The sequence below is a fragment of the Thioalkalivibrio sp. ALR17-21 genome, from assembly GCF_000420185.1.
Taxonomy (GTDB): Bacteria; Pseudomonadota; Gammaproteobacteria; order Ectothiorhodospirales; family Ectothiorhodospiraceae; genus Thioalkalivibrio; species Thioalkalivibrio halophilus.
In genome coordinates this window covers 71357-90564 of the sequence record NZ_ATUL01000013.1, presented here as the reverse complement: position 1 = coordinate 90564, position 19208 = coordinate 71357, and the positions used below count along the sequence as shown (strand labels likewise).

Here is a 19208-nt window from a genome sequence, read left to right as displayed (position 1 = left end):
CGGCCCTCCGGCCGATGTCGGCGGTGGGCCGGCCCCCGGTCGTCGGGGCACCGGATGGCCTGGTCGGTGCGCTACCCGGAAGCGGGGCTATTGCAGCACTTTCTCCTGGAAGGCCTTGAAGCCGCCTTCCATGAAGTAGTAATCCTCGATGCCGTACTCTTCCAGGGTGTACTGGAAGGCCTTGATTTCGTGCCCGGTGATGTCATACACGAGCAGCGGGGCGTCGGAGTCGCGGGCCTGTTCCAGGTAATCCTCCAGGGCTTCGGTGTCCCCCGCCGGGATGTTGGTCTCGGAATTGAGGAACAGACCGACCTGGTCCTGTTCGAACGGGCGCCGGATGTCCAGCACCCGGGCATTGTCGCGCTGCGCGCGCTCGGAGAACTCCATCGGCGGCAACAGGCGCTCGCGGAATTCGTTGAAGTCGATCAGATCGGCCCGTTCGATCGGCGCTTCCCCGAACAGGGCGGTGTCCTCGGGGTAATGCTCGGCCCAGTCGAAGATGCCGTAATCCATGGCCATGGCGTCGTCGAAGCCGGCGGCCTTCATGCGCTCCACGGCCTGATAGCTCATGAAGCAGGTATGGCCCCGGCAGTAGAAGGCGACCGGCTTGTCCGGGTCCTCTTCGTGGATCTCGAGCACCTTGTCGACGAAGTCCTCGTCGTCGATGCTCACGTGTCGTGCGCCGTCGATGCGCAGGGTGTCGTATTCGTAGCGCGTGCGTACGTCGATGACGTGGATCTCGTCGCGGGCGTATTTCGCCGCCAGTTCCTCGAGATCCAGGGCGTCCACGTAGAAATAGATGGAGCGTCCCGGCGGTTCATACCCCTCGGCCTCGGGATCGAGTTCCATGTCACCGGGCTCTGCGGTGTCTCCGGTGCTGGCGGCAGCCTGACCGGAGAGTGCCAGCAGGCCGGCGGAGAACAGGGCGAGAGTAAGGCGAGAGGGCTTGAAAAACATGGCGAACTGCTCCATGGAAGGTCGACTGCTCCCACTCTAGACACTTCAGCGTGTGGTTTCTACTCCGGGCCGTTTCCTTCGCGTGGCCGGAATGCCAGGACCGCGGAGTTGATGCAGTAGCGCAGTCCCGTGGGCGGCGGACCGTCCGGAAAGACATGCCCCAGGTGCGAGTCGCAGGCGGCGCAGCGTACTTCGGTCCGTTCCATGCCCAGCGAGGCGTCGCGGTGTTCGGAAGCGGCCTCGGCGGTGACCGGCGCGGTGTAGCTGGGCCACCCGCTGCCGGAATCGAATTTCGTCGTGCTGTCGAACAGCGCGGCGCCGCACACCGCGCAGTGATAACGACCGGAGGCCTTGTGGTCGTGGTATTCGCCTGTGAACGGCGGCTCGGTGCCCGCCTGGCGGGCGATGCGGTACTGCTCCGGGGTGAGGCGCCGGCGCAGTTCGTCTTCGTCGACGGGGGTGTCGGGATGCGGGTGGTCGGTCATGTTCGGTGCCTCCGCGGAAATTAGTGTTATCTTGCGAGCCGGTTCCACCAGCGAAGCGAATGGCCACGGGCGAGGAGACCATATTGAGCTGTCCGGACTGTGAACGCATCAACGTCCTTCCGACCGGTGCGGGGACTCTCTACCTTGCGCCGGTGCTGGCGCATACCCGTGCCACTCTGCGCCAGCGGCTGATCGAGGAGCGCTTCCCCTGCAGCGAACCGGCTTCGGGGATCCTGGCGGTGGCCGTGGATCCGGAGCACGACCTGGGGGCGACCCTGTCGCGTCTCGACGAGGCCCTGAGCCATTCGGAGCAGAACGGGTGCCGCGCGACCTTCGTCCCCGACGGCGAACGCTTCGGCGTGGAGCACCTGCAGGATACGCATCTGCTGTCCACGCTGATCGCCCGGCACAATGCGCGCGATCTGGCGGCCATACTCGCCAGCGATGCCCTGGACTTTCATTTTCAGCCCATCGTGCATGCGGCCCGGCCGGATCAGGTGTTCGCCTGGGAGGCGCTGGTGCGGGCCAGCTCGCCGGCGGGGGAGTTGATCCCGCCGAACATCCTGTTCGATCAGGCACGGGCGGCGGAGATGATGTTCCACCTCGATCGCGCGGCGCGTATCAATGCGATCCGCCGTGCGACCGAGCGCGGAATCCGCGACCAGCTGTTCATCAACTTCAATCCCACCGCGATCTACGACCCGGCGTTCTGTCTCGAGACAACGGTGCGCGAGATCCGGGGTATCGCGCCGGATGTCCCCGCCCCCGCGGGCTTCGTGTTCGAGGTGATCGAGAGTGACCAGATTACCGACACCGAACACCTGCGACGCATTATCGATCGCTATCGCAACGCCGGTTTCCGGGTCGCCCTGGATGATCTCGGCGCGGGCTATGCGTCGCTCAACCTGCTGTCGCAGCTGCGACCGGACTTCGTGAAGATCGACCGCGAGCTGGTCCGCGGCATCGACGCCGACGAATATCAGCAGAAGATCCTCGGCAAGATCATCGAACTGGCGCGCGAGCTGGACATCCGTATCGTGGCCGAAGGGGTCGAGACTGCGGGTGAATGGCGCTGGCTGCGTGATCGGGTCGATTACTGTCAGGGCTTTCTGTTCGCGCGCCCGGCGGCCGAGCCACCGGCACCGGTGCATCCCGATCCCGAGGTGCCGTAGGAGGCCGGCCCTCTCGCCGATCAGGCCCATCCGGTGCCTCGACGGCTGAGGCCGACCTCCCGCCGACATCGGCCGGAGGGCCGGCCTCCTACGGGGTGTCGATGGGTGTCCGCTCGGCAGGGGGCCGACCTCCTGCGGGTTGTGGAGGCGTCCATGTGCACATTGGACCGGGCTTCACTAAACTGAGGACCATGACGACTCTGCCGCATGATGCCCGCAATCCCACGCTGGAAGCGGCCGCCCAGCTGCTGCGCGATGCCGAGGTGCGCTATCAGGGGCGCACCGTTGGCACGGTGGCCAGCCTCGACAGCCGCGCCCCGGCGGAAAACTATGCCGACTGCTTCATCCGCGACTTCGTGCCATCCGGGCTGGTGTATCTGCTGCACGACGAACCCGAGGTGGTGCGCGATTTCCTCGGCCTGATCCTGCGCATCCGCGATACCCAGGAGGAGATCGAGGGTCACCGGCGCCTGCCGCGGGTGATGCCGGCCAGCTTCCGCGTGGTGACCGACCCGAAGGGGCGCGAGACCCTGGCCGCCGATTTTGGTGACCGCGCGATCGGCCGCGTGGCTCCGGTAGACTCGATGATGTGGTGGGTGCTGCTGGCGCGGGCCTACCAGAACCGGACCGGTGACCACGAGTTCATCAAGTCGCCGGACGTGCAGCGCGGCATCCGGTTGATCCTCAGCATCTGCCTGCAGGACCGCTTCGAGGTCTTCCCGACCCTGCTGGTGCCGGACGGCAGTTTCATGATCGACCGGCGCATGGGGGTCTACGGGCATCCGCTGGAGATCCAGGCGCTGTTCTACGGCATGCTCAAGGCCGCGCTGGCGATGCTGGAGCCCTGCGATACCGATTCCGAGCAGCTGTGTGAACAGTCCGCGATCCGTGCCCGCCAGCTGGCCGACTATATCCGCCACTACTACTGGCTGGACCTGGAGCGGCTGAACGCCATCCATCGCTATCGCACCGAGCATTTCGGCCACGAATCCGAGAACGCGCTCAACATCTATCCCGAGAGCATCCCCGACTGGCTGGTGGACTGGATCCCCTCGGAGAGTGGTTATCTGGTCGGCAACCTGGGGCCGGGGCGCATGGATTTCCGTTTCTTCAGTTTCGGCAATCTGCTGGCGGTGCTGTTCGGGCTGGCGGACGAGCACGAGTCACGCCTGATCATGCAGACCTTCGAGCAGCGGTTCGAGGACCTGATCGGTACCATGCCGGTCAAGATCTGCTACCCCGCGATGATGGGCGAGGAATGGCGCCTGCTCACCGGGTCCGACCCGAAGAATACCCCCTGGTCGTATCACAACGGCGGCAACTGGCCGGCGCTGCTGTGGGCCTTTACCGGGGCGGCGATGCGCGTCGGGCGGCCGGATCTCGCCCGCAGCGTGCATGCGGTGGCGGCCGAGCGGCTCCACCGGGATGACTGGCCGGAATACTATGACGGGCGCCATGGCCGCCTGATCGGGCGCCGGGCGAACTATCGCCAGACCTGGTCGGCGACCGCGGTGCTGCTGTCCCAGGCGATGATCGATAACCCCGAAACCCTGTCACTGTTCGACAGTCCGGAGCCGGAGACCCCATGAAAAAGACTCAGAGCAAGGCCCGTCAGGGCGAAGGCCTTTATCTTGTTCTGATCAGCGTGCATGGCCTCATCCGGGGCGAAAACCTGGAACTCGGACGCGACGCCGATACCGGCGGCCAGACCCTTTACGTGGTCGAGCTTGCCCGCGCCCTGGCGCGGCACCCGCAGGTGGGGCGGGTGGACCTGCTGACCCGGCGCGTGGTCGACAGCCGGGTCGACGATGACTATGCCGAACCGGTGGAGGATCTGGGCGATGGTGCCCATATCGTGCGCCTGGACAGCGGCCCGAAGCGCTACCTGCGCAAGGAAAAGCTCTGGCCGTATCTCGACTGCTTCGCCGACAACGCCCTGGCGCACATCCGGCGGGTCGGGCTGCGCCCGGACGTGATCCACGGTCATTATGCCGATGCCGGGCAAGTCGCGGTGCGGCTGTCCAATCTGCTGGGCGTGCCCATGCTGCAGACCGGGCACTCGCTGGGGCGGGTCAAGCGGGAGCGCCTGCGCGAGAGCGGCCTGTCCGAGAAGGACATCGAATCACGCTACAACATTTCCACCCGTATCCATGCCGAGGAGGAGGCCCTGGCGCACGCCCATCGGGTGATCGCCAGCACCCGCCAGGAGGTGGACGAGCAGTACGCCACCTACGACAACTACCAGCCCGAGCGCATGGAGGTGATCCCGCCGGGGACCGACCTCGAACGCTTCCACCCGCCGAAACGCGGTGAGCGCAAACCGCCGATCTGGCCCGAGATCCGGCGTTTCCTGCAAAAGCCCGACCGGCCGCTGATCATGGCGCTGTCGCGCGCCGACGAGCGCAAGAATATCCGCGGCCTGGTGGATGCCTATGCCGGTAACGAATGGCTGCGCGAGAACGCCAATCTGCTGATCGTGGCCGGTAACCGCGACGACATCCGCGATCTGGAAAAGGGCGCGCGCGAGGTCCTCACGGATCTGCTGCTGCGCATCGACCGCCACGACCTGTATGGCAAGGTGGCGTACCCCAAGCACCACGGGTCGGACGACGTGCCCGATCTCTACCGCCTGGTCGCGTCCACCCGCGGGGTGTTCGTGAACCCGGCGCTGACCGAGCCGTTCGGCCTGACCCTGATCGAGGCGGCGGCCAGCGGTGCGCCCATCGTGGCCACCAACGACGGCGGCCCGGAGGAGATTATCTCGCGCTGCCACAACGGACTGCTGATCGACCCGCAGGATCCCGAAGGCATCGCCGACGCCATCCAGGCGATCCTGGCCGACCGGCCGCGCTGGCAGCGCTACTCGCGGGACGGGCTCAAGGGCGTGCGCAAGCACTATTCCTGGGACGGCCATGCGGAGAAATACGTTCGCCTGCTGCGCTCGCTGTCGCGCGAGGTGCGCCAGGTGCGGCACGAACAGCGCCAGGTATCCGGCCGGCTGGCGAACGTGGACCGCGCGGTGATCACCGACATCGACAACACCCTGCTGGGCGACACGAAGGCGACCCGGGCCTTTGTCGCCTGGCTGCGGCGCAACCGCAAGCGGGTCGCCTTCGGCGTGGCCACCGGGCGCCGCATCGATTCCGCCGCCGCGGTGCTGGAGGAACACGGCGTGCCGATGCCGGACGTCTGGATCACCTCGGTGGGCAGCGAGATCCACTACGGGGCCGAACAGACCCCGGATCGTGGCTGGGCCCGGCACATCAGCCATCGCTGGGAGCCGGAGCGCCTGCGCGAGGCGCTGGACGGCGAGCCCGGGCTGGTGCCCCAGCCGGACATCGACCAGCGCTCGCACAAGGTCAGCTATTTCGTCGAACCGCCCGGCACCCTCGACGTGGAAACCATCGAGACCCGGTTGTACCGGGCCGATCTGCATGCCCACGTGATCTATTCCCACGAGCGCTTCCTGGATCTGCTGCCGGTGCGGGCCTCCAAGGGCCTGGCGGTGCGCTACTTCGCAGACAAGTGGGGCATCCCGCTGGAGCATGTACTGGTCGCCGGCGATTCGGGCAACGACGAGGACATGCTGCGCGGGCGCCTGCTGGGGGTGGTGGTGGGCAATCATCAGCCCGAGCTGCAGTCCCTGCGTGGCTTCAAGCGGATCTTTTTCGCCCGCGCCACGCACGCGCGCGGCATCCTCGAGGGGATCGAGCACTTCGATCTGCTCAATCGCTGCGATGTCCCCACGGGTGACGGCAGCGGCTGAGGTTACGGGACTGGCAGCAGCAGTGCGATGCCGGTGAGGACCGTGACCACCTCGAACGCCCGTTTGACCAGGCGGTTGCCGTAGCGGATCGCCAGCGTGGCGCCCAGATAGCCGCCGATGAAGCTGCCGAGGAGCAGCGCCGGCAGCCAGTCCCACTGCACCGTGCCGAAGGTGCCCAGCATCAGCGCGCCGGCACCATTCCACACCAGACCCACCAGGACCATGGTGTAGCCGACGGCCTCGGTGTAGCTCATGCCGTACCAGCGCACCAGCCACAGCGTGACCATCAGGCCGGTGCCCGAGGCCAGCGAACCGTTGAGGATGCCGATCACGAACAGCCCGGCGGCACCGATCAGCGCGTGATTGAGGCTGTCGGAGGTGATCCGGCGCGTCTGTCCCAGCTGCGGGCGCCGCCAGGAATACCAGCCCAGGGTGACGGTCAGCAGGCCCAGGGCGATCTCCCCGGCGCGTGGCGGGATCTCCAGCACCAGCCAGGCCCCCAGCAGTACGCCCGGTACGCCGGCCCCCAGGATGACCCCTAGTCGAGCCGGGGAAAATGTGCTTTCCTTCACATGTCGCAGGCCAGCGCCCGCCCCCAGGGCCACCGTGGCGATCTTGTGAGTCGCCAGGGCCACCGGGTAGGGCAGGCCGAGGAAGATCAGGGCCGGGAGCTGCAAGAGCCCCGCGCCGCCGCCCGCCAGCGCGGAGAAGCCGTTGGCGATGAGGGCCACGAGCGCGAGCCCGAGATGCTCGAGGATGGACATGAGAGTAAGCGGACCAATGTACGGGAACGGGATGGGTGTCGGGGTGCTGCTCGGCGCGCTGGCCATGCTGCTGGCCATGCCGGTGGCACCGGCGGTGGCCGGCGACATCCATCGCTGGGTGGATGATGACGGCACGGTGCATTTCTCGAACACCCCGCAGCCGGAGGCCAGCGACCGCGAGCGGCAAGTGTACGACCGCCAGGGCTTCGTGCGCGAGGTGGTGCCGGCCCCGCCCACCGCCGAGGAACGCGAGGCCGCGGCCGAGGAACGCCGGCGCGCCGAGCAGGCACAGGAGTCGGGTGAGGGTAATGCCAGCAGCCAGGCGGCCCGCAAGCGCCAGCTGGAGCGGGCCTACGATTCGCTCGACGAGATCGAACGCCAGCGTGAACGGCGTGTACGGGCGCTGGAGAACAACATCCGCCTGAGTGAACGTCAGGCCGAGCGGCTGGAGCGTGAGCGGGACCGCATCGAGGAACAGAAGAGCCGCAATCGGGATGATCCCGGCCTCCAGCAGCGCTATTCCAGCGAGCTGGAGGACGTTCGCGGGCGTCTGGAGCGCGAACGTTCCTACCTGGATCGCCAGCAGGCCCGTATCGACGATATGAACGTGCAGTTCGACGCGGACGCCGAGGATTTCCGCGAGCTGGTCCTGGAGGAGGACTGAGCGCACCCCGCCGCGCCGTGCCCGGGCGCGGCGGGTCAGCGGCTGATCAGGGTGCCCACGCCCTCGTCGGTCAGCAGTTCCAGCAGCACCGCGTGCTCCACCCGGCCGTCGACGATGTGGGTGGCGTTCACGCCGCTGCGCACCGCATCCAGGGCACAGCGGATCTTGGGGATCATGCCGCCATGGATGGTCCCGTCACGGATCATCTCGTCCACCTGCGGGGCCGAGAGCTTCGGCAGCAGCGTGCCGGCGCCGTCCAGCACCCCGGGGGTGTTGGTCAGCAGGAACAGCTTCTCCGCGTCCAGCACTACCGCGAGCTTTTCCGCCGCGGTATCGGCGTTGATGTTGTAGGCGCGCCCCTCGCGGTCGAAGCCGATAGGCGCGATCACCGGGATGAAGCTGCTGTGGTCGAGGGTATGCACGATGGCCGGATCCACGCCTTCCACCTGACCGACATGGCCCAGATCCACGTCGGGATCCTCGCCGCGCAGCGGCGTGGCGCGGATCATCTGCCCGTCCTTGCCGGTCAGGCCCACCGCGCGGCCGCCGTAACGGTTGATCAGGGACACGATCTCCTGGTTGACGATCCCGCCGAGGACCATCTGCACCACGTCCATGGTCTCGCGGTCGGTCACCCGCAGGCCGTCGACGAACTCCGATTTCTTGCCGAGGCGGTCCAGCAGGTCACCGATCTGCGGGCCTCCACCATGGACCACCACCGGGTTCACGCCCACCTGCTTGAGCAGCACGATGTCGCGCGCGAAGCTCGCCTTCAGGTGGTCCTCGGTCATCGCGTTGCCGCCGTACTTGATGACGATGGTCTTGCCTGCGAAGCGCTGGATGTAGGGCAGCGCCTCGATCAGGACATGGGCGACGGAATGGGCGGTGTCGGTGTCCATGGCTGGGGGTCCGGTTGACGTTCGGGGGGCGGAGTTTATCACCCGGCGCGGGGCCGGGGTGCGGGCGAACGGCGTCAGCGCTGGCCGGATGAACCGAAGCCGCCGGCACCGCGCTCGCTTTGCTCGAAGTCATCGACCACGCGGAACCGCGGCTGCAGTACCGGCACGATGACCAGCTGCGCGATGCGGTCGCCGACGTCGATGGAGATCGGTGCATCACTGCGGTTCCAGGCGGAGACCATCAGCGGGCCCTGGTAGTCGGCGTCGATCAGTCCGACCAGGTTGCCCAGCACCAGGCCCTTCTTGTGGCCCAGGCCCGAGCGCGGGAGGATCATGCCGGCGTAGCCCGGGTCGGCGATGTGCACCGCCAGTCCGGTGGGCAGCAGCTCGGCTTCGCCGGGGGCCAGGTTCAGCGGTTCTTCCAGCATGGCGCGCAGATCCACGCCGGCGGAGCCCTCGGTGGCGGGCGCGGGCAGCGGGAAGTCCGTGCCCATGCGCGGATCAAGGACCTTCAGATCGATTTCCGGGGCGGGCATGCGTCAGTTTCCTTGGGTCGGAGAGGGGTTGGCCGGGTGCGTCTGCAGGCGCTCGGCGATCAGGTTGATCAGTTCGCGGGCCAGGCGGTCCTTGGGCTGGCGTGGCAGTTCGCGTTCGCCGTCGGGCCACAGGCACAGCAGGCTGTTGTCGCCGTGGCCGAAGCCCCGGCCGCCGTCCACGCAGTTGGCGGCGACCAGATCCAGGCCCTTGGCGACGAGCTTGTCGCGGGCGTATTCCCGCAGATTGCCGGTCTCGGCGGCGAATCCGACCAGCAGCGGCCGCGCTGCAAGTCCGTCGACCCGCCGGGCGACGTCGGCGAGGATGTCCGGGGTGCGTTCCAGTTCCAGCGTCAGGTCTTCGCGGGTCTTTTTCAGCTTCTGCGCGGCCGGGGTGGCGGGCCGGTAGTCGGCCACCGCGGCGGTGGCGATGAACACCTCCGTGCCGTCCAGCGCCTCCAGTACGGCCGCATGCATCTCCGCCGCCGTTTCCACCGCATGCGCCTGCACGCCGGGCGGTACCGCCAGCTCGCAGGGTCCGTGCACCAGGGTGACCCGGGCGCCGGCATCGCGCGCGGCGGCGGCCACGGCAAACCCCATGCGTCCGGAGCTGCGGTTTCCGAGGTAGCGCACCGGGTCCACCGGTTCGCGGGTCGGCCCGGCGGTGATCAGGATACGGCGGCCCTGCAGCGGGCCGGGGGTTGTATCCAGCAGGGCGGAAGTAATGTTCGCCGGTTCCGCCATGCGTCCGGCGCCCTGCTCGCCACAGGCCTGCTCGCCGCTGTCCGGCCCGACGAACCGCACGCCGCGCTCGCGCAGGGTGGTGTGGTTGGCACGGGTCGCCGGGTGCTCCCACATGCGGTGGTTCATCGCCGGGGCCAGGGTGACCGGGGCGGTGGTGGCCAGCAGCAGGGTGGTCAGCAGGTCGTCGGCCAGCCCCTGGGCCATGCGCGCCATCAGGTCCGCGCTGGCGGGGGCGACCACGATGTGGTCGGCCCAGCGCGCCAGGGCGATGTGGTCCATCCCGGATTCCGCTTCGGCGTCCAGCAGATGGGTGCGCACCGGCTCGCCGGACAGCGCCTGGAAGGTCAGCGGGGTGACGAAGGCCTGCGCCCCCGCGGTCATCACCACGCGCACCGCGCAGCCGCGGCGGCGCAGTTCGCGCACCAGCTCGCAGGCCTTGTACGCCGCGATGCCGCCGCTGACCCCCACCAGGATGCGTGGCCCGCCGGAGTCCCCGTCGCTGCAGGTCGTTTGGTTCATCGGGGAGATTCTAACAGCGGGCCCGCCGTCGCGGCTTGCGCGCGTCGGGCGGGCGGGGCAGGATCGAACCGGATACGGACCACAGGGAGGTGGATATGGCCATCACGGACTGGCCGGCGGGCGAGCGCCCGCGCGAGAAACTGCTGGAGCGCGGTGCCGCCGCGCTGTCGGATGCCGAACTGCTGGCGATCTTTCTGCGCACCGGCGTGACCGGCAAGAGTGCGGTGGATGTCGCGCGCGACCTGCTGTCCCGCTTCGGCGGGCTGCGCCCGCTGCTGCAGGCCGACGAGGCCGGGTTCTGTGCGGCGCCCGGTCTGGGACAGGCCAAGTACGCCCAGCTGCAGGCCGTGCTGGAAATGGGCCGCCGCCACCTGGAGGCGGACCTGGAGCGTGGCGAGGCGCTGACCTCGCCGGCGGCCACCCGCCGGTTTCTGAGTGCGCGCCTGCGCGACTACCCGTTCGAAGTCTTCAGCGTGCTGTTCCTCGACAATCGCCACCGGGTGCTGGCGTTCGAGGAGCTGTTCCGCGGCACCATCGACGGCGCCAGCGTGCACCCGCGCGAGGTGGTGCGGCGGGTACTGCACCACAACGCCGCCGCGGTCATCCTCGCGCACAACCATCCTTCCGGCGTGGCCGAGCCCTCACGCTCGGATGCGCTGATCACCCGGCGGCTGAGCGAGGCCCTGTCGCTGATCGACGTGCGTCTGCTGGATCACCTGATCATCGGCGATACCGCCGTGTCGCTGGCCGAGCGCGGTGAACTTTGAGGGTAACCCGCGAGGCATGTATGCATAAAATGGCATCGGATGGCGTACCTGTCTATGCATTGAGGAACGCGGCCGGTCCGGTCGGAGTCGTGGGAGAGGAGCCATGCGGACAACGATCAACATCGACGACGAGTTGCTGGAAGAAGCGCGACGCATGACGGGGGTGACCGAGAAGACGGTCCTCGTTCGGGAAGGCCTGCGGGCGCTGGTGGAACGCGAGAGCGCCCGTCGCCTCGCGCAACTGGGTGGCAGCGAGCCCGACCTGGGGGCGGTTCCCCGCCGGCGCCCGATGGCGGGATGATTCTCGTCGATACCTAGGGAAACACTGATCAATGTACACGCTCGCGTTGGCACCCCGGGTTTTCCGAGACAAGGCGCGGTACGCAGCCGGTAGTGGTTCTACCGGCAAGGGCCGCAACGCAGGATCGGGGAACCCGGGGTGCCAACCCCCGCAAGTTATTGGCGGAAATCTGCGCAACCGGGGCGAGATCCTGCGGCTGCTGGGCGACCTTCCGCACGCGACCCGGGCAACGGACGAGGAGGTGCTCGCGTGCATCGAGGCCCGCGAATTGATGGGTCGCGGTATCGGGTATGCCGATGCCCATCTGCTTGCTTCCGGCTTGCTGACGCCGGGCACGCGTCTGTGGACCCGGGATCGACGGCTGCATTGCGCGGCCGCCGACCTGGGGGTTGCCCGCGGCGCCTGACGAGGCTCAACCTCCGGGGCTGGCGTGGAGGGCGCGCTCGAGTGCGTTCAGCAGGGCGTCGACCTGGTCTTCGCTGTGGGCGGCGGACAGGGTGATGCGCAGGCGGGCCTGGCCTTCGGGGACCGTGGGCGGGCGGATGGCGGGAACCAGGAAGCCGGCCTGCTGCAGGCGCTCGGCGATGGCCGTGGCGTGCGCGGCATCGCCGAGGATCACCGGCTGGATGGGCGTGTCCGGCGGCGGGTGGGGCAGGCCCAGGGCATCCAGCCCGGCGCCCAGCCGCCGGATCAGGGCGCGCAGGTGTTCGCGGCGGTCGCCGGCGGCCTCGGCGATGCGAACGGACGCCAGGGTGGCGGCGGCCAGCGCGGCGGGCATCGCCGTGGTGTAGATATACGGGCGTGCGGTCTGGATCAGGGTCTCGATCAGCGCCTCGCTGCCGGCGACGAAGGCCCCGGCGGTGCCGAAGCCCTTGCCCAGGGTGCCCATCAGGATCGGTACGTCGCCGGCATCCAGGCCGAAATGCTGGCAGCTGCCGCCCCCGGTCTCGCCCAGCACCGTGAAACCGTGGGCGTCGTCCACCATCAGCCAGGCGTCGAACTCGCGGGCCAGCGCGGCCAGCTGTGGCAGCGGCGCGATGTCGCCGTCCATGGAGAAGACCCCGTCGGTGACGATCAGCCGGTGGCCGTTGGCGGGCGCGCGCTCCAGACGCTGGCGCAGATGTTCGGGGTCGGCGTGGCGGTAGCGCTGGCTGCGCGCGCCGGACAGGCGCACGGCGTCGATCAGCGAGGCGTGGTTCCAGCGGTCCTCGAACACCGTGTCGTGGCGCCCGACCAGCGTCTGCACCAGCGCCAGGTTGGCCATGTAGCCGGTGGAGAAGACCAGTGCCCGCTCGCGCCCGGTGAAACGCGCCAGCGCCTGTTCCAGCTCGGCATGGGCCCGGGTGTGGCCGTTGATCAGGTGGGCGGCCCCGGCGCCGGTGGCGTATGCGTCCAGGGCCTCGCGGGCGGCCGCGCTGACCGCCGGATCGGCGGCCAGGCCGAGATAGTCGTTGGAGCAGAAGGCGACGACGCGCTGTCCGTCGATGATCTGCTCCGGCTTTTGTGGCCCGTCCAGCGTGCGCAGGCGGCGCCACAGTCCGGCCTCGCGGACGGTCTCGAGGCGCTTATGGAGGAAGCGTTGCAGGGAGTCGCTCATGCCCGGCCGGGGATGGTGGCAGGCGGGAGGCGTCCGCCCCGGGGTGCCGGGCGGACGCCTGGCCTCACGCGCTGCGCGCGGCGGGTTCGGCGGCGTCCTCGCCGGTGTGCCCGTCGGCGGTTTCCGGCTGCAGGCCCAGGCGCTCGAACAGCGCGAGGTCGTGGTTCTCGCCGGGGTTCGGCGTGGTCAGCAGGGTGTCGCCATAGAACAGCGAGTTGGCTCCGGCGAGAAAGCACAGGGCCTGCATCTCGTCGGACATCTCGGTGCGCCCGGCGGACAGGCGCACGTAGGAGGCGGGCATCACGATGCGCGCGACCGCGATGCTGCGCACGAACTCCAGCGGATCGATGTTCTCCACGTCCTGCAGCGGGGTGCCCTCGACCTGGATCAGCTGGTTGATCGGCACCGACTCCGGGTGCTTCGGCAGGTTGGCCATCTGCTGCAGCATGCGCGCGCGGTCACGGCGCGACTCGCCCATGCCGAGGATGCCGCCGCAGCAGACGTTCATGCCGGCCTCGCGCACGTGCTCCAGGGTCTCCAGCCGGTCCTGGTAGGTGCGGGTGGAGATGATGTGGCCGTAGAACTCCGGCGAGGTGTCGAGGTTGTGGTTGTAGTAGTCCAGCCCCGCTTCGGACAGGCGCCGGGCCTGCTCCGCCTTCAGCATGCCGAGGGTCATGCAGGTCTCCAGTCCCTCGTCCTTGACCGCGCGCACCATCTCGATCACGCGCTCGAGATTCTTGTCGGTGGGGTTGCGCCAGGCCGCGCCCATGCAGAAGCGGGTCGCGCCCTGGGCGCGGGCGTTGCGCGCGGCCTCGACGACCTCCTCCACTGGCAGCAGGCGCTCGCGTTCCAGTTCGACCTCGTGGTGGGCGCTCTGCGGGCAGTAGGCGCAGTCCTCCGGGCAGGCCCCGGTCTTGATCGACAGCAGCGTGCTGACCTGCACCGCGTTGGGGTCGAAATATTCCCGATGGGCGGTCTGCGCGCGGAAGATCAGGTCGTTCAGCGGCAGATCCAGCAGGGTTTCGACTTCCTCGGTGGTCCAGTCGTGGCGCAGCTCGCTCATAGGTGGTGCTCCTGGTCGGCCTCGGCCGGGACATCGATGTCCGACCACGGCTCGCGATAGATGGTGTAGAGGGCATACAGCGACCACGGCAGCAGGATCACCGCGGCCACGGCCCAGTAGGCGCGATAGTAGTCGATGTCGGGCGGGAAGAAGGTTGCCACCACGATCAGCGCGCCCATCAGGCCGTACAGCCGGTAGGCGGCCCACTGGGTGTGGTGCCCCACGCGCGGGTCGGGGTGATGCTTGTTCAGGGCATAGACGACCATGGATCCCCCGAACCACAGGATCAGCGGGACGATCCCCACGATCGCCGCGATGATGAAGCCCACGCCGACCCCGTCGCCGCCGACGAGGAACAGGGGGATACCGGCCACGCTGATGACGATGACGTTCCCGATATCGAACAGCGATGCCGCCCGCCGCGATCGGCGTCCGGAGATGGTCTTCGTTTCCATGAGCTATCCTGCCGGTAAAAGGTCGGAGTTTAGCATCATGGCACGCGGCCCTTCATGGATGACGGGGAGAGCGGGAATGCGGGTACGGCGCTGGCTGGAGGGACCGTTTCCGTCGGCCTGCGGGCTTTGCGGGACCGGCGTCGGCCCGGGTGAAGCCCTGTGCGCGGGCTGTCTGGCGGAACTGGAACGGGTGGTGGCCCCCTGTCCGCGCTGTGGCGAGCCGGACACCGTGGCGGGTCCGTGTCCGCGGTGCCGGGATCGCGAGCCGCGGCTGGCGGCACTGCATGCCCCGTGGCGCTATACCTGGCCGCTGGATCGCCTGATCCTCGCGCGCAAGCATGCCGATGACGCCACCGCGGCACGCGTGCTCCGGGAGCTGGCCCGGCGCGCGGCGGTCGAGCTGGCGGATGCGCGGCGTGCCGTGGAGCAGGGGCCGGATTGCGTGGTCCCGGTGCCGCTGCATCCCGAGCGTTACCGCGAGCGTGGCTTCAATCAGGCGCTGGAACTGGCGCGCGAAGCGGCGCGGGTGCTGGAGGCGCCGCTGGCGGCGCGGCTGGTGGTCCGGGTGCGCGCGACCGAGTCGCAGCAGGGGCTGGGGCGGCGCGAACGCCGTCGCAACGTGGCACGTGCCTTTGCCCTGAGGCCCGGCGCGGATCTGCCGCCGGCGGCCCGGGTACTGCTGGTGGATGACGTGGCGACCACCGGGGCCACGCTGGATGCGCTGGCGGAGGCTCTGTATGCGGCGGGGGCGCGGGTGGAGGCGCTGACGCTCGCGCGGGCCTGAGGTGCGTCGTTCGCAGGGCGCGGTTGGCGGCTCAGGCGGCCGCTCGCCACAGGTGGTCGCCGATCATCGCCAGCATCACCACCGCGCCGAGATAATGATTGTTCCTGAACGCCCGCAGGCAGTCGGCCGGCTCGCGTTCGGCGATCAGGAACTGCTGGTAGAACATCAGCGCGGCGACCACCGCCAGCCCGGCCATGTACACCCCGCCGAACTCCAGATTGCGTCCCAGCAGGAACAGGCCGATCCAGACCATTACCTGGAGCGCCCCGGTGATGGCGCGGTCCAGCTCGCCGAAGGCGATGGCGGTGGATTTCACCCCGATCTTCAGGTCGTCCTCCCGGTCGACCATGCCGTAGAAGGTGTCGTAGACCGTGGTCCATGCGAGGGTGATCACGAACAGCAGCCAGGCCTCCGGCGGCGGCAGTTCGTTGTTGACCGCGGTAAAGGCCATGGGCACCGCCCAGGCGAACGCCGCGCCCAGATGCACCTGCGGGAAATGGTGGAAACGCTTGGAGAACGGATAGGTGCCCGCGAGCAGCACCGCCACCACCGAGAACGCGATGGTCAACGGGTTGGTGAACAGCACCAGCACGAAGGCCACCAGGCACAGCGCCGCGAACACCGCCAGGGCCTCGCGCGGGGTGATGCTGCCGATCGCCAGCGGGCGGTCGCGGGTGCGCGTGACATGGGCGTCGAAATGGCGGTCGGCATAGTCGTTGATCGCGCAGCCGGCCGAGCGCATCAGGGTGACCCCGGCGACGAAGATGAACAGCAGATGCCAGGGTGGCAGGCCGTCGGCGGCGATCCACAACGCCCACAGCGTCGGCCACAGCAGCAGGTAGATGCCCACCGGCCGGTCCAGCCGGGTCAGGCGGGCGTACTCGTACAGGCGCTCGCGCGGGGTCATGGCCGGGGCGGGTCAGTCGGCGGCTTCGTGGCGCAGGGTCGCCAGTACCGGTCCGGTTTCGGGGTGTACCCCGCGCCAGATGGCGAAGGCCTCGGCGGCCTGTTCCACCAGCATGCCCAGACCGTCGCTGCTGAGCGCGCAGCCGGCCGCCTCGGCCCAGTCGAGAAAGCGCAGGGCGGCCGGGCCGTAGACCAGGTCGTAGGCCGTGGTCCGCGGACCGACCAGACCGGCGGGCAGCTCCAGGGCATCCTCGGACAGCCCGGCGGCGGTGGCGTTGAGGATCAGATCGAACGGGGCGTCGGGCAAAGCGTCCAGCGCGCAGGCCTCCAGGCGGGTGTCGCCGGCGAGATCGGCGAAGTCGCGGGCGAGGCCCTCGGCCCGGGCCGGGGTGCGGTTGGCGATCATCAGCGTGGCGGGCCGGCGTTCCAGCAGCGGCTGCAGGATGCCGCGGGTGGCGCCGCCGGCGCCCAGGATCAGGATGCTTCGACCGTTCAGTTCGCAGCCGAGGCGGTCTTCCAGGTCGCGCAGCAGGCCGATGCCGTCGGTGTTGTCGCCATGGATGCGGCCGTCGTCGCCGGTCCACAGGGTGTTGGCGGCCCCGGCGCGGCGGGCCCGGTCGGAGAGCACGGCCGCAAGCTGGCAGGCATCCTCCTTGAACGGCACGGTCACGTTCACGCCACGCAGCTCCCCGGCCAGCCAGCCGCCGACCTCTTCGGCGAACTGCCCCGGGGTGCCGCGGCGCGCCTCGTAGGTCATCGCCTGCCCGGTCTGCTCGGCGAACAGGGTGTGGATGCGCGGCGACAGGGAATGATGGATCGGGTTGCCCACCACCGCGTAGCGATCGGGACGGTTCATGATGTGGCGTCCTCCGCCAGCCATTCGGCCGCCGCCCGGGCGTAATAGGTGAGGATGCCGTCCGCCCCGGCGCGCTTCATGCCGGTCAGGGCCTCCAGCACGCAGGCGCGCTCGTCCAGCCAGCCGCGTTCGGCGGCGGCCTTGAGCATCGCGTATTCGCCGGAGACGTGGTAGACAAAGGTCGGGCGCTGAAAGCGCTCGCGGATGCGGTGGACCACGTCGAGATACGGCATGCCCGGCTTGATCATCACCATATCGGCACCCTCCGCCAGATCGGCGGCCACCTCGTGGATCGCCTCCTCGCCGTTGGCCGGATCCATCTGGTAGGTCTCCTTGCTGCCGCGGCCGAGGTTACCGGCCGAGCCCACCGCGTCGCGGAACGGGCCGTAGAAGGCCGAGGCGTACTTCGCCGAGTAGGCGAGGATGCGCGTGTGGACCTGGCCGTCGTCTTCCAGCGCGCTACGGATGGCGCCGATGCGTCCGTCCATCATGTCCGAGGGCGCGACCACGTCGGCGCCGGCCGCGGCATGCGAACGTGCCTGACGCACCAGGGCCTCCACAGTGATGTCGTTCACCACATAGCCGTCGTCATCGATGATGCCGTCCTGGCCGTGGGTGGTGAACGGGTCCAGCGCGACGTCGGTGATCACGCCCAGATCCGGAAGCTCGGCCTTCAGCGCGCGCACCGCGCGCTGGGCGAGGCCCTCCGGGTTCCATGCCTCGGCGGCGTCCAGGCTCTTCTTCTCCGCCGGGACCACCGGAAACAGGGCCAGGGCCGGGATGCCCAGGCGGTGGCCGGCGGCCGCGTCGATCAGCAGCTGGTCAATGGAGACCCGCTCCACGCCGGGCATCGAGGGCACCGGCTCGCGCACCCCTTCGCCTTCGGTCACGAACACCGGCAGGATCAGGTTGTCGGCGCTCAGGCGATGCTCGCGCATCAGCCGCCGGGAGAAGGCATCCCGGCGCATGCGGCGTGGACGGCTGGCGGGATAGGGGGCGATGGGGGCGGTCATATGTGCGCGTCCTCGATCGGGTTTTCTCAGTCAGCCTCGGCCAGCCAGTCGCGGGGCACCAGGTAGCGCTCGTAGAGTTCGGCCTCCGGGGTGCCGGCTTCCGGCCGGTAGTTGTATTCCCAGCGCACCAGCGGGGGCAGCGACATCAGGATCGATTCGGTGCGCCCGCCGGACTGCAGGCCGAACAGGGTACCCCGGTCGTAGACCAGATTGAACTCCACGTAGCGCCCGCGGCGGTAGAGCTGGAACTGGCGTTCACGCTCGCCCCATTCGAGATCGCGGCGGCGGCGCACGATGGGGGCATAGGCCTCGAGGTAGGCGTCCCCCACGCTCTTCATGTAGCCGAAGGCGTGTTCGAAGCCGCCCTCGTTGAAGTCGTCGAAGAACAGCCCGCCGATGCCGCGCGGTTCCCCGCGGTGTTTGAGGAAGAAGTAGTCGTCGCACCACTTCTTGTGCTCGGGGTAGAGGTGCTCGCCGAACGGACGGCAGGCGGCCTCGGCGGTGCGGTGCCAGTGGATGCAGTCCTCGTCGAAGCCGTAGTAGGGCGTCAGGTCGAAACCGCCGCCGAACCACCACACCGGATCCTCGCCCGGTTTCTCCGCGATGAAGATGCGCACGTTGGCGTGCGAGGTGGGCACATAGGGGTTGTGCGGGTGGATCACCAGCGAGACCCCGGCGGCCTGGAACGAGCGCCCGGCGAGTTCCGGGCGGTGGGCGGTGGCCGAGGCCGGCAGGGTGTCGCCCATCACGTGCGAGAAGTTGACCCCGGCCTGCTCGAAGGTCGCGCCGCCGGACAGCACCCGGGTGCGCCCGCCGCCGCCGGCCGGGCGGTCCCAGGCGTCCTCGTGGAAACCGGCCTCGCCGTCGAGTTCCTCGATGCCGGCACAGATGCGGTCCTGCAGCCCCTGCAGGTATTCGGTTACGCGATCGATGGAGACGTCGTCTTCGCGGGCCATGTCGGCT

Annotated in this window: 21 protein-coding genes; 8 read left to right on the top strand and 13 right to left on the bottom strand. The window is 68.9% G+C overall.

The window, feature by feature from the left end:
• Positions 1-87: 87 nt before the first annotated feature.
• Together G020_RS0108635 and msrB are read right to left on the bottom strand one after the other, a co-directional pair.
• Positions 88-972: a rhodanese-like domain-containing protein gene (locus G020_RS0108635; RefSeq protein WP_024329325.1), complete on the bottom strand. Its 885-nt coding sequence runs from the start codon at positions 970-972 to the stop codon at positions 88-90.
• A gap of 44 nt (positions 973-1016) precedes the next feature.
• Positions 1017-1442, bottom strand: coding sequence for a peptide-methionine (R)-S-oxide reductase MsrB (msrB, locus tag G020_RS0108630; RefSeq protein ID WP_024329324.1), 426 nt, complete (start codon positions 1440-1442; stop codon positions 1017-1019).
• Positions 1443-1525: 83 nt separating this feature from the next.
• Here msrB and G020_RS0108625 point away from each other — a divergent pair, with 83 nt between their 5' ends.
• From G020_RS0108625 to G020_RS0108615, 3 genes are all read left to right on the top strand, one after another.
• Positions 1526-2614 (top strand): EAL domain-containing protein, encoded by a 1089-nt coding sequence (locus G020_RS0108625; protein ID WP_024329323.1) that lies wholly within the window; start codon positions 1526-1528, stop codon positions 2612-2614.
• A 191-nt stretch (positions 2615-2805) separates the two neighbouring features.
• Positions 2806-4203: a glycoside hydrolase 100 family protein gene (locus tag G020_RS0108620; protein WP_018946654.1), complete on the top strand. Its 1398-nt coding sequence runs from the start codon at positions 2806-2808 to the stop codon at positions 4201-4203.
• The gene (locus tag G020_RS0108615) at positions 4200-6380 is read left to right on the top strand and encodes an HAD-IIB family hydrolase (RefSeq protein WP_024329322.1); all 2181 of its coding nucleotides are present in this window, start codon (positions 4200-4202) and stop codon (positions 6378-6380) included. The genes G020_RS0108620 and G020_RS0108615 overlap by 4 nt, the downstream gene beginning before the upstream one ends.
• Positions 6381-6382: 2 nt before the next feature.
• On the opposite strand, the gene G020_RS0108610 is transcribed toward G020_RS0108615, so the two are convergent.
• Positions 6383-7144, bottom strand: a complete 762-nt coding sequence (locus G020_RS0108610; protein ID WP_024329321.1) for a sulfite exporter TauE/SafE family protein — start codon at positions 7142-7144, stop codon at positions 6383-6385.
• Between the two features lie 16 nt (positions 7145-7160).
• On the opposite strand from G020_RS0108610, the gene G020_RS0108605 reads away from it, so the two are divergent.
• Positions 7161-7808, top strand: a complete 648-nt coding sequence (locus tag G020_RS0108605; RefSeq protein ID WP_024329320.1) for a DUF4124 domain-containing protein — start codon at positions 7161-7163, stop codon at positions 7806-7808.
• 35 nt (positions 7809-7843) lie between these two features.
• On the opposite strand, the gene argB is transcribed toward G020_RS0108605, so the two are convergent.
• The 3 genes from argB to coaBC form a co-directional block, all read right to left on the bottom strand.
• On the bottom strand, positions 7844-8707 hold the full coding sequence (gene argB / locus G020_RS0108600) for an acetylglutamate kinase (RefSeq protein WP_024329319.1): 864 nt from the start codon (positions 8705-8707) through the stop codon (positions 7844-7846).
• 74 nt (positions 8708-8781) lie between these two features.
• Complete coding sequence (gene dut / locus G020_RS0108595) at positions 8782-9243, bottom strand: dUTP diphosphatase (protein ID WP_018946659.1); 462 nt, start codon at positions 9241-9243, stop codon at positions 8782-8784.
• A gap of 3 nt (positions 9244-9246) precedes the next feature.
• Positions 9247-10503 carry a bifunctional phosphopantothenoylcysteine decarboxylase/phosphopantothenate--cysteine ligase CoaBC gene (gene coaBC, locus G020_RS0108590; protein ID WP_024329318.1) on the bottom strand — a complete coding sequence of 419 codons (1257 nt, stop codon included), beginning with the start codon at positions 10501-10503 and terminating at the stop codon, positions 9247-9249.
• A 95-nt stretch (positions 10504-10598) separates the two neighbouring features.
• Here coaBC and radC point away from each other — a divergent pair, with 95 nt between their 5' ends.
• The 3 genes from radC to G020_RS15500 all read left to right on the top strand — a co-directional run bounded on the left by radC (position 10599) and on the right by G020_RS15500 (position 11977).
• On the top strand, positions 10599-11270 hold the full coding sequence (gene radC, locus G020_RS0108585) for a DNA repair protein RadC (RefSeq protein WP_024329317.1): 672 nt from the start codon (positions 10599-10601) through the stop codon (positions 11268-11270).
• Positions 11271-11373: 103 nt separating this feature from the next.
• Positions 11374-11571 (top strand): type II toxin-antitoxin system VapB family antitoxin, encoded by a 198-nt coding sequence (locus G020_RS0108580; RefSeq protein ID WP_024329316.1) that lies wholly within the window; start codon positions 11374-11376, stop codon positions 11569-11571.
• A 31-nt stretch (positions 11572-11602) separates the two neighbouring features.
• On the top strand, positions 11603-11977 hold the full coding sequence (locus tag G020_RS15500) for a hypothetical protein (protein ID WP_024329315.1): 375 nt from the start codon (positions 11603-11605) through the stop codon (positions 11975-11977).
• Between the two features lie 6 nt (positions 11978-11983).
• Here G020_RS15500 and bioF read toward each other — a convergent pair whose 3' ends face one another.
• From bioF to G020_RS0108560, 3 genes are all read right to left on the bottom strand, one after another.
• Positions 11984-13168 carry an 8-amino-7-oxononanoate synthase gene (gene bioF, locus G020_RS0108570; RefSeq protein ID WP_024329314.1) on the bottom strand — a complete coding sequence of 395 codons (1185 nt, stop codon included), beginning with the start codon at positions 13166-13168 and terminating at the stop codon, positions 11984-11986.
• Positions 13169-13232: 64 nt separating this feature from the next.
• Positions 13233-14231, bottom strand: coding sequence for a biotin synthase BioB (gene bioB / locus G020_RS0108565; RefSeq protein ID WP_019589946.1), 999 nt, complete (start codon positions 14229-14231; stop codon positions 13233-13235).
• Positions 14228-14686 (bottom strand): hypothetical protein, encoded by a 459-nt coding sequence (locus G020_RS0108560; RefSeq protein ID WP_018946665.1) that lies wholly within the window; start codon positions 14684-14686, stop codon positions 14228-14230. Before G020_RS0108560 ends, bioB begins: the two co-directional genes overlap by 4 nt.
• 76 nt (positions 14687-14762) lie before the next feature.
• Here G020_RS0108560 and G020_RS0108555 point away from each other — a divergent pair, with 76 nt between their 5' ends.
• Positions 14763-15470, top strand: coding sequence for a ComF family protein (locus G020_RS0108555; protein WP_024329313.1), 708 nt, complete (start codon positions 14763-14765; stop codon positions 15468-15470).
• Positions 15471-15501: 31 nt separating this feature from the next.
• Here G020_RS0108555 and ubiA read toward each other — a convergent pair whose 3' ends face one another.
• Genes ubiA through hemF form a run of 4 tightly spaced genes read right to left on the bottom strand, consistent with a single transcriptional unit; the run spans position 15502 to position 19201 of the window.
• On the bottom strand, positions 15502-16377 hold the full coding sequence (gene ubiA, locus G020_RS0108550) for a 4-hydroxybenzoate octaprenyltransferase (RefSeq protein WP_024329312.1): 876 nt from the start codon (positions 16375-16377) through the stop codon (positions 15502-15504).
• A 12-nt stretch (positions 16378-16389) separates the two neighbouring features.
• Complete coding sequence (gene aroE, locus G020_RS0108545) at positions 16390-17232, bottom strand: shikimate dehydrogenase (protein ID WP_024329311.1); 843 nt, start codon at positions 17230-17232, stop codon at positions 16390-16392.
• Positions 17229-18245, bottom strand: a complete 1017-nt coding sequence (gene hemB / locus G020_RS0108540; protein ID WP_024329310.1) for a porphobilinogen synthase — start codon at positions 18243-18245, stop codon at positions 17229-17231. The genes aroE and hemB overlap by 4 nt, the downstream gene beginning before the upstream one ends.
• A gap of 26 nt (positions 18246-18271) precedes the next feature.
• Positions 18272-19201, bottom strand: coding sequence for an oxygen-dependent coproporphyrinogen oxidase (gene hemF / locus G020_RS0108535; RefSeq protein ID WP_024329309.1), 930 nt, complete (start codon positions 19199-19201; stop codon positions 18272-18274).
• Positions 19202-19208 lie beyond the last annotated feature (7 nt).

Excerpts from the sequence above, each read along its gene's own strand:
- G020_RS0108635 (WP_024329325.1), bottom strand. The coding sequence starts at position 972 with ATGGAGCAGTTCGCCATGTTTTTCAAGCCCTCTCGCCTTACTCTCGCC.
- msrB (WP_024329324.1), bottom strand. The coding sequence starts at position 1,442 with ATGACCGACCACCCGCATCCCGACACCCCCGTCGACGAAGACGAACTG.
- G020_RS0108620 (WP_018946654.1), top strand. The coding sequence starts at position 2,806 with ATGACGACTCTGCCGCATGATGCCCGCAATCCCACGCTGGAAGCGGCC.
- G020_RS0108615 (WP_024329322.1), top strand. The coding sequence starts at position 4,200 with ATGAAAAAGACTCAGAGCAAGGCCCGTCAGGGCGAAGGCCTTTATCTT.
- G020_RS0108610 (WP_024329321.1), bottom strand. The coding sequence starts at position 7,144 with ATGTCCATCCTCGAGCATCTCGGGCTCGCGCTCGTGGCCCTCATCGCC.
- G020_RS0108605 (WP_024329320.1), top strand. The coding sequence starts at position 7,161 with ATGTACGGGAACGGGATGGGTGTCGGGGTGCTGCTCGGCGCGCTGGCC.
- argB (WP_024329319.1), bottom strand. The coding sequence starts at position 8,707 with ATGGACACCGACACCGCCCATTCCGTCGCCCATGTCCTGATCGAGGCG.
- dut (WP_018946659.1), bottom strand. The coding sequence starts at position 9,243 with ATGCCCGCCCCGGAAATCGATCTGAAGGTCCTTGATCCGCGCATGGGC.
- coaBC (WP_024329318.1), bottom strand. The coding sequence starts at position 10,503 with ATGAACCAAACGACCTGCAGCGACGGGGACTCCGGCGGGCCACGCATC.
- radC (WP_024329317.1), top strand. The coding sequence starts at position 10,599 with ATGGCCATCACGGACTGGCCGGCGGGCGAGCGCCCGCGCGAGAAACTG.
- G020_RS0108580 (WP_024329316.1), top strand. The coding sequence starts at position 11,374 with ATGCGGACAACGATCAACATCGACGACGAGTTGCTGGAAGAAGCGCGA.
- G020_RS15500 (WP_024329315.1), top strand. The coding sequence starts at position 11,603 with ATGTACACGCTCGCGTTGGCACCCCGGGTTTTCCGAGACAAGGCGCGG.
- bioF (WP_024329314.1), bottom strand. The coding sequence starts at position 13,168 with ATGAGCGACTCCCTGCAACGCTTCCTCCATAAGCGCCTCGAGACCGTC.
- bioB (WP_019589946.1), bottom strand. The coding sequence starts at position 14,231 with ATGAGCGAGCTGCGCCACGACTGGACCACCGAGGAAGTCGAAACCCTG.
- G020_RS0108560 (WP_018946665.1), bottom strand. The coding sequence starts at position 14,686 with ATGGAAACGAAGACCATCTCCGGACGCCGATCGCGGCGGGCGGCATCG.
- G020_RS0108555 (WP_024329313.1), top strand. The coding sequence starts at position 14,763 with ATGCGGGTACGGCGCTGGCTGGAGGGACCGTTTCCGTCGGCCTGCGGG.
- ubiA (WP_024329312.1), bottom strand. The coding sequence starts at position 16,377 with ATGACCCCGCGCGAGCGCCTGTACGAGTACGCCCGCCTGACCCGGCTG.
- aroE (WP_024329311.1), bottom strand. The coding sequence starts at position 17,232 with ATGAACCGTCCCGATCGCTACGCGGTGGTGGGCAACCCGATCCATCAT.
- hemB (WP_024329310.1), bottom strand. The coding sequence starts at position 18,245 with ATGACCGCCCCCATCGCCCCCTATCCCGCCAGCCGTCCACGCCGCATG.
- hemF (WP_024329309.1), bottom strand. The coding sequence starts at position 19,201 with ATGGCCCGCGAAGACGACGTCTCCATCGATCGCGTAACCGAATACCTG.